11 protein-coding genes are annotated in these 11289 nt (G+C 65.9%); 9 read left to right on the top strand and 2 right to left on the bottom strand.

The window, feature by feature from the left end:
• The first annotated feature begins 502 nt into the window (after positions 1–502).
• The 5 genes from ACZ5CR_RS14930 (at position 503) to ACZ5CR_RS14950 (ending at position 6320) form a co-directional block, all read left to right on the top strand.
• Positions 503–2125, top strand: a complete 1623-nt coding sequence (locus ACZ5CR_RS14930; protein WP_468857440.1) for a peptide ABC transporter substrate-binding protein — start codon at positions 503–505, stop codon at positions 2123–2125.
• An 81-nt stretch (positions 2126–2206) separates the two neighbouring features.
• Positions 2207–3136, top strand: coding sequence for an ABC transporter permease (locus ACZ5CR_RS14935; RefSeq protein WP_468857441.1), 930 nt, complete (start codon positions 2207–2209; stop codon positions 3134–3136).
• A complete protein-coding gene (locus ACZ5CR_RS14940) occupies positions 3129–4088 on the top strand; it encodes an ABC transporter permease (protein WP_468857442.1) in 960 nt (319 codons plus the stop codon). Before ACZ5CR_RS14935 ends, ACZ5CR_RS14940 begins: the two co-directional genes overlap by 8 nt.
• Positions 4089–4099: 11 nt before the next feature.
• Positions 4100–5161, top strand: coding sequence for an ABC transporter ATP-binding protein (locus tag ACZ5CR_RS14945; protein WP_468857444.1), 1062 nt, complete (start codon positions 4100–4102; stop codon positions 5159–5161).
• On the top strand, positions 5154–6320 hold the full coding sequence (locus tag ACZ5CR_RS14950) for an ABC transporter ATP-binding protein (RefSeq protein WP_468857446.1): 1167 nt from the start codon (positions 5154–5156) through the stop codon (positions 6318–6320). Before ACZ5CR_RS14945 ends, ACZ5CR_RS14950 begins: the two co-directional genes overlap by 8 nt.
• A 77-nt stretch (positions 6321–6397) precedes the next feature.
• On the opposite strand, the gene ACZ5CR_RS14955 is transcribed toward ACZ5CR_RS14950, so the two are convergent.
• The gene (locus ACZ5CR_RS14955; protein WP_468857448.1) at positions 6398–6841 is read right to left on the bottom strand and encodes an ATP-binding protein; all 444 of its coding nucleotides are present in this window, start codon (positions 6839–6841) and stop codon (positions 6398–6400) included.
• A 235-nt stretch (positions 6842–7076) separates the two neighbouring features.
• On the opposite strand from ACZ5CR_RS14955, the gene ACZ5CR_RS14960 reads away from it, so the two are divergent.
• From ACZ5CR_RS14960 to ACZ5CR_RS14970, 3 genes are read left to right on the top strand one after another with little or no spacing between them, the layout of a single operon-like run.
• Complete coding sequence (locus ACZ5CR_RS14960) at positions 7077–7958, top strand: helix-turn-helix domain-containing protein (protein ID WP_468857450.1); 882 nt, start codon at positions 7077–7079, stop codon at positions 7956–7958.
• Positions 7959–7966: 8 nt separating this feature from the next.
• Positions 7967–8161: a DUF397 domain-containing protein gene (locus tag ACZ5CR_RS14965; protein WP_468857451.1), complete on the top strand. Its 195-nt coding sequence runs from the start codon at positions 7967–7969 to the stop codon at positions 8159–8161.
• Positions 8162–8221: 60 nt separating this feature from the next.
• Positions 8222–8767 (top strand): GNAT family N-acetyltransferase, encoded by a 546-nt coding sequence (locus ACZ5CR_RS14970; RefSeq protein ID WP_468857453.1) that lies wholly within the window; start codon positions 8222–8224, stop codon positions 8765–8767.
• A 1-nt stretch (position 8768) separates the two neighbouring features.
• Here ACZ5CR_RS14970 and ACZ5CR_RS14975 read toward each other — a convergent pair whose 3' ends face one another.
• Positions 8769–9356: a Uma2 family endonuclease gene (locus tag ACZ5CR_RS14975; protein WP_468857455.1), complete on the bottom strand. Its 588-nt coding sequence runs from the start codon at positions 9354–9356 to the stop codon at positions 8769–8771.
• A gap of 194 nt (positions 9357–9550) precedes the next feature.
• On the opposite strand from ACZ5CR_RS14975, the gene ACZ5CR_RS14980 reads away from it, so the two are divergent.
• Positions 9551–11185: a peptide ABC transporter substrate-binding protein gene (locus ACZ5CR_RS14980; RefSeq protein ID WP_468857457.1), complete on the top strand. Its 1635-nt coding sequence runs from the start codon at positions 9551–9553 to the stop codon at positions 11183–11185.
• Positions 11186–11289: the final 104 nt, after the last annotated feature.

Raw genomic sequence — 11289 nt, forward strand, 5'->3', positions numbered from 1 at the left:
GGTTACCCCCTTGCGCGGCCCTCAGCGGCACTACGCTGGCCCAGATCTCCACGGGTGACGGTTCTGCACCGCCGCGACTCTCCGCGCATCTACGCGCGTCCACAGGACCGCCCCCGAAGCCGTCGCTCACGCGTCGCGAGTTGCCTCCGACGCGCTTCTCCGCAACCTGTTTTCCTGGACCATCTGTCCGGAATACGGACACCGTTGACCGTTAGATGTGTAACACGTCCGTTTCGCAACCATCTATCTCGGATCGGTTTGTCCGGATTTTGGAAGATGTACGCACCAGGTGTGATTGAACCGAGACCAAAAGAGTGTGGTCGGGCGGTACCTCATGGCTAATAGTTGACCGCGTATAGCTCGGGTCAATGGGTCACGCGCTGTGGGGAGCGCCGACTCACGAGCACACTGGGGTACTTGATCTACGCGCCGTCAGGGGTGTCGGCGCGGATTCCCGTACCCCCTCTTGTAGTGAACAAGTGGACTCATGAGGAGGAACCCCATGCGTGGTGCCAAGAGCGCCAAGTGGGTCGCGATAGCGGGTGTCGTGGCGCTGACGGCAACGGCCTGCGGCGGCGACAGCGACAGCGGCAACAGTGGCAAGGTCGACCCCAAGGGGATCGTCAGCTACGCCAACGGTGAGCCGCAGAACGCCCTGCAGCCGTCCAACACCATGGAGGCGTACGGCAGCGTCGTTATCGACTCGCTCTTCACGGGCCTGGTCCACTACGACAAGCAGGGCAACATCACCTACGAGAACGCCGAGTCGGTCACCCCCGACAAGGCGAACAAGGTGTGGACCGTCAAGCTGAAGTCGGGCTGGAAGTTCCACAACGGTGAGGCTGTCACCGCGAAGTCGTACGTCGACGCCTGGAACTGGGCGGCCGACCCGGCCAACGGCCAGCAGAACAGTGGCTGGTACCGCGACATCGTCGGCTACGACAAGGTCCACCCCGAGAAGGGGAAGGCCAAGTCGAAGACGATGGAGGGCCTGAAGGTCGTCGACGACAACACCTTCACCATCACGCTGAACTCGGGCATCCCGTACTACGCGTACAAGCTCGTCTACTCGCCCTTCTTCCCGATGCCCTCGGCAGCGCTGAAGGACCCGAAGAAGTACGGCGAGGCGCCGGTCGGCAACGGCCCCTACAAGTTCAAGAGCTGGGACCACAAGAAGTCGGTCCAGGTGACCGCGTGGTCGGGCTACAAGGGCGCCAGCAAGCCGAAGAACGGCGGCATCAACTTCAAGGCGTACACGACGCCGCAGGCCGCGTACAACGACCTGCGCTCGGACAACGTCGACACGATGCCGATCATCCCGGACAGCGAGCTCGCGAACTTCAAGCAGGACTTCGGCGACCGCGCCATCGAGCAGGACTTCTCGGCGATCAACACGGTCAACCCGGCGTTCTACAGCAAGACGTTCAAGGACATGGACGTCAAGGTCATCCAGGGCCTCTCGATGGCCATCGACCGCGACACCATCGCCAAGACCACCTTCGCCGGTACGCGTGAGTCCGCCACGGGCTGGGTCGCCAAGGGCGTCAAGGGCTACAAGGCCGACGCGTGTGGTGAGTACTGCAAGTTCGACGCCAAGAAGGCGAAGCAGTACATCAAGGACGGCGGCGGCGTCCCGGGTAACAAGATCTCCATCCAGTACAACGCCGACCAGCCGCACAAGGGCTGGGTCACGGCGGTGTGCAACAGCATCACCAAGGCGACCGGCGTGGCATGCGTCGGCGACCCGAAGACCGACTTCCAGGCCGACACCGAGGTGCGGGACAAGAAGCAGGTCAAGGCGATGTACCGCTCTGGCTGGGTGCTCGACTACCCGTTCAACGGCAACTTCCTCGCCGACCTCTACGGCACGGGCGTCGACGGCAACAAGGGTGGCTTCTCGGACAAGAAGTTCGACGAGCTGACCAAGAAGGCCGATGCGGCCAAGACCGTCGACGAGTCCGCGGAGCTCTACCAGAAGGCTGAAGCGCGTCTGGCAGAGACCTTCCCGGGTATCCCGCTCTGGTACAACAAGGTGCTCTCCGCGTCCTCCAAGAACGTGAAGAACGTCAAGTTCGACCAGGCCGGAGACCCTGTCCTCACGGACATCCAGGTCTTCGAGAAGTAGGCGTCGGAGCCCAGTTCCCGAAGCGACGCCCGGCGATCCCGGGCGTCGCTTCGGGCGGCTCCGGATTGGACGGAGGCACCAATGGGGCGTTATGTCGCGCGGCGACTGCTCCAGATGATCCCGGTTTTCATCGGGACGACCCTGTTGATCTTCATCATGGTCAACGTGCTCCCCGGCGACCCGGTACGGGCGCTGTGGGGCGACAAGCCGCCGGACCCGGCGCAGGTGGCGCAGATTCGCCACGACCGTGGTCTGGATCTGCCGCTCTGGCAGCAGTACTTCCACTACATGGGCGGCCTGCTGCAAGGGGACTTCGGCAAGACGATCGCCGGTAACCGGCCCGTCCTGGACGAGATCACCCAGGCGTTCCCGGTCTCGATCCGACTGGCCTCCATGGCCTGGACGTTCGAGCTCATCGTCGGCATCACGCTCGGCGTCCTCGCCGGCATCAGGCGCGGCCGTTTCGTGGACAACTCGGTCACGCTCTTCACGCTCCTGGTGATCTCCACTCCGATCTTCGTGGTCGGTCTGTTGTGCCAGCTGTTCTTCGGCAATGAGCTGGGGTGGATCACGCCCACGGTCCAGGACTCCGAGAACATGGGCCAGTTGCTGGTTCCCGCGATCGTGCTCGGCATGGTCGGCCTCGCCTACGTGGCAAGACTGACCCGTACGTCGATCGCCGAGAACCGGCAGGCGGACTACATGCGCACGGCTGTGGCCAAAGGCCTGCCGCGCAAGCGCATCATCACCCGGCATCTGCTGCGCAACTCGCTGATCCCTGTGGTGACCTACCTCGGTACGGACGTCGGTGCCCTGATGGGCGGCGCGGTCATCACCGAGGGAATCTTCAACGTGACGGGCGTCGGCAACCTCCTCTTCCAGGCTCTCGCCCGCCGTGAGGGCGCGGTGATCGTCGGGATCGTCACGGTCCTGGTGCTCGTCTACCTCGCAGCCAGCCTGATCGTCGACCTGCTTTACGCGGTCCTGGACCCGAGGATCCGTTATGCCTGACCTCACCAAGACCTCGGCCATGGACGAGGAGACCGCGGCGCCGGACTCCGCCGCCGTGGACGCGATCGCCGCCGGCCCCGCACCGGGCAAGCCGCGCAGCCTCTGGAACGACGCGTGGCGGGAGCTGCGGCGCAATCCGCTCTTCGTCATATCCACGTTCCTGATCGTGGTCCTGCTGGTGGTGGCGGCCTTCCCGGGCCTGTTCACCGACGCGGACCCGGGCAGCGGCGACCAGGTCAACCACTTCCTGGGGAAGCCCGAGCTCACCCACTTCTTCCAGGCGGACTGGTTCGGGTACGACAGGATCGGCCGCAGCATCTACTCCCGTGTCGTGCACGGCGCGCGCAACTCGATCCTCGTCGGCGTCGGCGTGACCATCCTGGTCACCTTCTTCGGCGGACTGTGCGGCATGCTCGCGGGCTACTTCGGCGGCTTCTGGGACAGCCTCATCTCCCGGCTCACCGACGTCTTCTTCGGCATCCCGTTCCTGCTCGGCGCGATGGTCGTCCTGAACGCCTTCGAGACCCGTACGGTCTGGGTCGTCACAGGCGCCCTCGCCTTCCTGGGCTGGACGCAGATCGCCCGCGTGATGCGCGGCGCGGTGATCACCACCAAGCACGCCGACTATGTGATGGCGGCGCGCGCGCTCGGTGCCGGGACGAAGCGGATCCTCTTCCGCCACATCCTGCCGAACGCGCTGGCGCCGGTGATCGTCGTGGCGACCATCTCGCTCGGCACGTACATCGTCGCCGAGTCGACGCTGTCGTACCTGGGCCTCGGCCTCGGTGACGGCGCCATCTCCTGGGGTGGCGACATCTCCGACGCGACGCAGGACATCCGGAACAACCCGCACACGCTGTTCTTCCCGGCAGGAATGCTGAGTATCACGGTGCTGGCGTTCATCATGATGGGTGACGCCGTACGCGAAGCCCTCGACCCGAAGCTGCGCTGAGGGAGGCGTAAATGACCAGCATCGATATCAAGGAAGACTCGGTTCCCGCCCCCCGCTCGGGCGAGGAAAAGGGTGGCAGGCTCCTGGACGTCAAGGACCTGCACGTCGAGTTCCACACCCGCGAGGGTGAGGTAAAGGCAGTCAACGGCGTCAACTACAGCGTGGACGCGGGCGAGACGCTCGCCGTCCTCGGTGAGTCGGGCTCCGGCAAGTCCGTGACGGCCCAGGCCATCATGGGCATCCTCGACATGCCGCCCGGCAAGATCCCGCAGGGCGAGATCCTCTTCCGCGGCCAGGACATGCTGAAGATGTCCAACGAGGAGCGCAGGAAGATCCGCGGTCGCAAGATCGCCATGATCTTCCAGGACGCGCTCTCGTCGCTCAACCCCGTGCTCTCGGTGGGCTACCAGCTCGGCGAGATGTACCGGGTGCACGACGGGCTCAGCCGCAAGCAGGCGAAGGCCAAGGCCATCGAGCTGATGGAGCGGGTGAACATCCCGGCCGCCAAGGAGCGGGTGAACGACTACCCGCACCAGTTCTCCGGCGGTATGCGCCAGCGCATCATGATCGCGATGGCGCTCGCCCTGGAGCCGGACCTGATCATCGCCGACGAGCCGACGACGGCTCTCGACGTGACGGTCCAGGCGCAGGTCATGGATCTGCTCGCCGACCTCCAGCGCGAGTACAACATGGGCCTGATCCTGATCACCCACGACCTCGGCGTGGTCGCCGACGTCGCGGACAAGATCGCGGTCATGTACGCGGGCCGGATCGTCGAGACGGCCCCGGTCCACGAGCTCTACAAGCGCCCCGCGCACCCGTACACGCGCGGTCTGCTCGATTCGATTCCCCGTCTCGACCAGAAGGGCCAGGAGCTCTACGCGATCAAGGGCCTGCCGCCCAACCTGCTCCACATCCCGTCCGGCTGTGCCTTCAACCCGCGCTGCCCCAAGGCGCAGGACATCTGCCGTACGGACGTTCCGGCGCTGGCGCCGGTGAGCGAGCAGGACGGCACGGAGCTGCCGGGCCGCGGCAGCGCGTGCCACTTCTGGAAGGAGACGATCCATGGCTGAGCCGACGAAGGCTTCGAAGCTCTCGAAGACGGACGAGCCCGCCGACGCCACCCCGAACGTCTCCGAGGTGGAAACGGTCGACGCGGCCACCCCCGACGAGGCCGTAGCGGCCATCGAGGCACCGGTCGAGCGCGGCGAGCCCATCCTCCAGGTCCGCAACTTGGTGAAGCACTTCCCGCTCACGCAGGGAATCCTCATCAAGAGGCAGATCGGCGCGGTCAAGGCGGTCGACGGCATCTCGTTCGACCTGTTCCAGGGCGAGACGCTCGGCATCGTGGGCGAGTCCGGCTGTGGCAAGTCCACGGTCGCCAAGCTCCTGATGACGCTGGAGCGTGCCACGGCGGGCGAGGTCTTCTACAAGGGCCAGGACATCACCAAGCTGTCCGGGCGCGCGCTGAAGGCGGTCCGCCGCAACATCCAGATGGTGTTCCAGGACCCGTACACGTCGCTCAACCCCCGTATGACGGTGGGCGACATCATCGGGGAGCCGTTCGAGATCCACCCCGAGGTGGCTCCCAAGGGCTCGCGCCGCCAGAAGGTCCAGGACCTCCTGGACGTGGTGGGCCTGAACCCGGAGTACATCAACCGCTACCCGCACCAGTTCTCGGGCGGTCAGCGCCAGCGCATCGGCATCGCGCGCGGTCTGGCCCTGAACCCCGAGATCATCATCTGCGACGAGCCGGTCTCGGCGCTCGATGTGTCGGTGCAGGCGCAGGTCATCAACCTGATGGGGCAGTTGCAGGACGAGTTCAACCTCTCCTACCTCTTCATCGCGCACGACCTGTCGATTGTCCGGCACATCTCGGACCGCGTGGGCGTGATGTACCTCGGCAAGATGGCGGAGATCGGCTCGGACGAGCAGATCTACGAGCACCCGACGCACCCGTACACGCAGGCGCTGCTCTCCGCGGTGCCGGTGCCGGACCCGCAGGCACGCGAGGGCCGCGAGCGGATCATCCTCACCGGTGACGTCCCGTCCCCCGCGAACCCGCCCTCGGGCTGCCGCTTCCGCACCCGCTGCTGGAAGGCGGAGGCGAAGTGCGCGGAGGAGACCCCGCTGCTCGCGATCCCGCAGCGGTTCGCGGGCCAGGACACTCCGGCGGCGCATGAGTCGGCGTGTCACTTCGCTGAGGAGAAGGACGTCGTGCACGCGGCGTGATTCCGTGTACGGCCAGTACGTGATGGGGGCGCCCGGAACCACTCGGTTCCGGGCGCCCCCATTTTCGTATGGACAACTCACGCTCGCGCCCCCAGAGCCGCCCTGTGTCCCAGCTCGAACCAGGTCGCCTTGCCCCTGCCGAGGCTGTGTGTGCAGATGCCCCAGGCGTCGGCGCCGCACGAGATGAGCTGTATGCCTCGGCCGGTTTCGTCGTCGTGGGTGGGGGACTGGCAGGCGGGGAGGCCCGGCGCCTCGTCATGGACGAGGACGCGAAGGCGCCCGCCGGCGGCCGCCCAGCCCGCCGACAGGGTTACCGGTGCCGTGCACTGCTTGGCCGCACAGGCGTTGATCGCGTTCGTGACGGCTTCCGAGGTCAACAGGACGGCTGCGTCCGTGAGCTCGGTATGCCCCGTTGCGGCGAGGAGGGTCCGGACGGTCTCGCGTGCGGCGCGGACCCATACCGGGTGGGGCGGGAAGACGAGGGAGACGTCGGTGGGATGCGGGTGGGCTCGGTCCTCCATGAGGGCCTCCTGGGGGCGCGGCGTCGCGGTGACCGTTGTCCGCCAACTTTGGTGGGGGCGGGGGTACTTCCTCTTTGCGGCGCGAGGTCGGTGGGTTGACTCTGAAGGTAGGGAAAAGTTTTCCTTACCCGCAACCATTTCCCCATGAGGCCACTCGAGTGGGTGACTTGCGATTCGGTTGGTGGACCGCAGAGTTCATGGTCGGCAGACTGCCCGCAGATGCGAGGAGGAGTGCATGGCGCCAAGGAGCAACCCCAGTGAACGCCAACGGCGACTGGGGGCCGAGCTGCGCAAACTGCGTAATCGGGCAGGGTTGTCGGGCGATCAGGCTGCCGTGATTCTCGATGCGGATCGGGCGCGAATCAGCAACATCGAGGCGGGGCGGATCGATGTCTCGCGGAACCGGCTCTACAAGTTGCTGCGGGAGTACGGGTGCCCGGGCGGGCCCTACTTCGATGGGCTCATGGAGATGGCGCAGGGGCGGGGGACCGGGTGGTGGGACGAGTTCCGCGATGTCGTCGCGCCCATCGCCTGCGACCTGGCTGAGCTGGAGGCACGCTCGACAGCCCTGCGAACTCATGACCCACTATTTGTTCCGGGCATGCTCCAGACGCGCGAATACGCGCACGCAGTGATCAGTGAGTCGGAACCTGACCCTCAACGGGCGGACAGGTTCGTGGACTTCCGCCTGCACCGGCAGCGCGTACTCTCCGTGGGCTCGCAGGTTGCGTACCGGGCGATCATTCATGAAGCCGCGTTGCACGCGCAGATCGGCGGGCCGCAGGCCATGCGCAAGCAGCTGCTGCGGTTGATTGAGGTGGCGAGGCTTCCCAACGTAACGGTGCAGGTCTTCCCTTTCGAAGCGGGTGCGTACTCCGCCTACAGTCGATCCTTCGCCATCTTCGGAGGCGTCGACGCCGAGCTGGACACGGTGTATCTGGAGCACCCCATCGAGTCGGTGTTCCTGCGGGATGGTGAACTGGTCGATGAATACGCGAAGATGTTCGAAAGGCTCTCGAGTCTGGCTCTCGCCCCCATCGACCCGGAGTCCGCTCCGGAATCACACGAGACCCGAGACTCCCTGAGCTTGATCCAGCACGTGATGTACAGCCTGTGAGGAATTCCATGACCGAGCTCGTGTGGCAGAAGTCTTCGTTCAGCGGTGGCGGTAATGGCGAGTGCGTCGAGCTGGCCACAGCCCCCACCGGAGGCGTCCACTTCCGCGAGAGCGACGAGCCCGCCCGGATCGCCACCGCGAACCCCGTCGCCATGAGGGGGCTGTTCAGCGCCATCAGGTGCGGCAGCTTCAGGCAGGCGTGATGCCGCAGCAGCTGGCCGCGAACCGCCCCACCAGCGTCAAGTCAGGCAGCACCGCACCCCGTGCGTAAAACAGTTGTCGCCGGAGCAGGGCTCCTCCTCCGGCCCTGGAGGGACCACGACGCCTCCGCCGTGCTGGCCGCCTTCTCCGCCCCGGATATGGCGAGGCAGGCCGACGAGTCGGTCAACTCGACGGAGGCGGCGCGCCGTTGGATCGGCCGCCGCGAGCAAGAGCATGGCTCCGGAACGGCGTTCGCCTTCGCCGTGGTCGACGGCGATGACGCCCCGCTGGGGAACGTCTCCGTAGGCGCGGTGAACCACGTCCATGCCACCGGGTGGGTGTCGTACTGGACGGCTCCCGGCGCCCGGGGGCGGCGCGTCGCGACGTACGGCTGCGAGGGGTTGAGCCGGTGGGCCTTCGGGGAACTGGGGCTGTTCCGGCTTGAGCTGGGGCACCGGGTCAACAACCCGGCGTCCTGCAAGGTCGCGCAAGGCGCCGGATTCGCTGCCGAAGGCCTGCAGCGGCAGAAGCTCGCCTACGACGGGGTCCGCTACGACGTCGAGCTGCACGCGCGGCTGGCGTCGGACCCGGTCACCCCGGCGCCGTAGCTCAGAGCTCGCCCCCGGGCCCCGGCCTTCCGTAGCGCCGGAACGCGGCAGTCTCCACCGTCCAGGGGCCGAATGGCACCGCGTCGCCGAAGATGTACGGCTCCTTGTTCCCGTACCGGCCCGCGCACGGCTCGGAGTGCACTTCGATCGTGCCGGTACGGGGGTCGACGATCATGTAGTGGTCGATGCCCATGGCGGGGTACTCGGTCAGCTTCTCGCCGTAGTCGTTGTTCGGGTTGGACGGGGAGACGATCTCGATGACAGCCAGTACCTGTGTGGCGTCCACGGCGAGGCCCTCCTCGTCGAGCACGGCCTCAGGGATCACGAGGGCGTCCGGGCGGCGCATGCGGCCGATCGAGGGGTGCTCGATCTCGGGGCCGTTCTCGCAGACGTAGCCCGGGTGGGTGCCGGGTAGCTGCTTGTTCAGTTGATTTCGGATGCGACGGACCGTTCCCTCGTGGCGTTTCGAGGGGCACATCATGGCCAGTATCGGACCCGAAGGCCCGATCTCTACATTCCAGGTCCCCTCAAGGCGCTCGGCATAGGCTCCGAGCTCCTCGGCGATCGCGCGCATCTTCGCGTAGTCCATGCTTCGAGGGTAGCGAGCGGCTGACCGCCTCTCCGCCTGTCGACCGACCTCCCGCCCCGTACGCCCTGCCGTGGAGGCATCCGAGGGTTTCCCGGTCCTACTGGACCCGGAAAGACCCCATAAAGATGCGCGACATCATGCATTGGGGTGTATTTGGGCCTAAGTCAGACTTAGGCCTGAAAGGGAGGCACTCCATGCGTGGAGCCACGCACGCCAAGTGGGCCGCATGTGCGGTGACCGTCGCCCTCGCGGCGACCGCCTGTGGCGGAGGCGGCGACAGCGGCGGTGGCGGTGGCGACGGCTCCGGGATCGTGGGGTCCTCATGGGGCGATCCGCAGAACCCGCTGGAGCCCGCCAACACCAATGAGGTGCAGGGCGGCAAGGTGCTCGACATGATCTTCCGGGGTCTCATGCGGTACGACCCGAAGTCCGGCGAGGCCAAGAACATGATCGCCGACAAGATCGACACCAAGGACTCGCAGAACTTCACCGTGAAGATCAAGGACGGCTGGAAGTTCAGCAATGGTGAGAAGGTCACCGCGAAGTCCTTCGTCGACGCCTGGAATTACGGCGCCCATCTGAAGAACAACCAGAAGAACGCCTACTTCTTCGGCTACATCGAGGGCTACGACAAGGTCCACCCGGAGAAGGGTGAGGCCACGGCTGACAAGCTCTCCGGCCTGAAGGTCGTCGACGACACCAGCTTCACCGTCAAGCTCTCGCAGAAGTTCTCCACCTGGCCCAAGACCCTCGGCTATCCGGCCTTCGCGCCACTGCCCAAGGCGTTCTACGACGACCACGACGCCTGGCTCAAGAAGCCCGTCGGCAACGGTCCGTACACCGTGGACTCGTACGACAAGGGCTCCAAGATGTCCCTGCGCAAGTGGGACGGCTACAAGGGTGACGACAAGGCGAAGAACGGCGGCGTGGACCTGAAGGTCTACACCGACAACAACACCGCCTATACGGACCTCATGGCGGGGAACCTCGACCTCGTCGACGACGTTCCCGCGTCGCAGCTCAAGAACGCCAAGAGCGATCTGGGTGACCGCTACATCAACACCCCTGCGGGCATCATCCAGACCCTCGCTTTTCCGTTCTACGACAGCAAGTGGTCCAAGGACGGGATGGAGAAGGTCCGGCAAGGGCTCTCCATGGCGATCAACCGCGAGCAGATCACCGAGAGTATCTTCCAGAAGACCCGCACCCCGGCCACCGACTGGACCTCTCCGGTGCTCGGTAAGGACGGCGGATACAAGGAAGGGCTCTGCGGCGACCCCTGCAAGTACGACGCCGACAAGGCGAAGAAGCTGATCGCGGACGGCGGTGGAATCCCCGGCGGCACGCTGAAGATCACGTACAACGCGGACACCGGCTCGCACAAGGAGTGGGTCGACGCGGTCTGCAATTCGATCAACAACTCCCTGGGCAAGGACAAGGCTTGTGTCGGCAACCCGGTCGGCACGTTCGCCGACTTCCGCACCAAGGCCTCCCAGCAGAAGCTGGACGGCGCCTGGCGTGCGGGCTGGCAGATGGACTACCCGTTGATCCAGAACTTCCTGCAGCCGCTGTATTACACGGACGCCCCGTCGAACGACGGAAAGTACTCGAGCAAGGAATTCGACAAGCTCGTCGACGAGGCCAACGCCGAGACGGACACATCGAAGGCCGTTTCCACGTTCCAGGACGCCGAGAAGGTCCTGGCCAAGGACATGGCCGTCATTCCGCTCTGGTACCAGAACGGCAGCGCCGGCTACTCGGACAAGGTCTCCGACGTGGCGCTGAACCAGTTCAGCGTCCCGGTCTACAACGAGATCAAGGTCAGCTGAGGCCACGGGAGCGGGGGGGGGGGGGGGGGGGGGGGGGGGGGGGGGGGGGGGGGGGGGGGGGGGGGGGGGGGGGGGGGGGGGGGGGGGGGGGGGGGGGGGGGGGG

This window comes from Streptomyces sp. NPDC031274 (assembly GCF_055570235.1).

What these genes read in the sequence shown, in the direction of transcription:
- ACZ5CR_RS14955 (WP_468857448.1), bottom strand. Translation starts at nt 6,841, where the DNA reads ATGGAGGACCGAGCCCACCCGCATCCCACCGACGTCTCCCTCGTCTTC.
- ACZ5CR_RS14945 (WP_468857444.1), top strand. Translation starts at nt 4,100, where the DNA reads ATGACCAGCATCGATATCAAGGAAGACTCGGTTCCCGCCCCCCGCTCG.
- ACZ5CR_RS14960 (WP_468857450.1), top strand. Translation starts at nt 7,077, where the DNA reads ATGGCGCCAAGGAGCAACCCCAGTGAACGCCAACGGCGACTGGGGGCC.
- ACZ5CR_RS14980 (WP_468857457.1), top strand. Translation starts at nt 9,551, where the DNA reads ATGCGTGGAGCCACGCACGCCAAGTGGGCCGCATGTGCGGTGACCGTC.
- ACZ5CR_RS14965 (WP_468857451.1), top strand. Translation starts at nt 7,967, where the DNA reads ATGACCGAGCTCGTGTGGCAGAAGTCTTCGTTCAGCGGTGGCGGTAAT.
- ACZ5CR_RS14950 (WP_468857446.1), top strand. Translation starts at nt 5,154, where the DNA reads ATGGCTGAGCCGACGAAGGCTTCGAAGCTCTCGAAGACGGACGAGCCC.
- ACZ5CR_RS14930 (WP_468857440.1), top strand. Translation starts at nt 503, where the DNA reads ATGCGTGGTGCCAAGAGCGCCAAGTGGGTCGCGATAGCGGGTGTCGTG.
- ACZ5CR_RS14935 (WP_468857441.1), top strand. Translation starts at nt 2,207, where the DNA reads ATGGGGCGTTATGTCGCGCGGCGACTGCTCCAGATGATCCCGGTTTTC.
- ACZ5CR_RS14975 (WP_468857455.1), bottom strand. Translation starts at nt 9,356, where the DNA reads ATGGACTACGCGAAGATGCGCGCGATCGCCGAGGAGCTCGGAGCCTAT.
- ACZ5CR_RS14940 (WP_468857442.1), top strand. Translation starts at nt 3,129, where the DNA reads ATGCCTGACCTCACCAAGACCTCGGCCATGGACGAGGAGACCGCGGCG.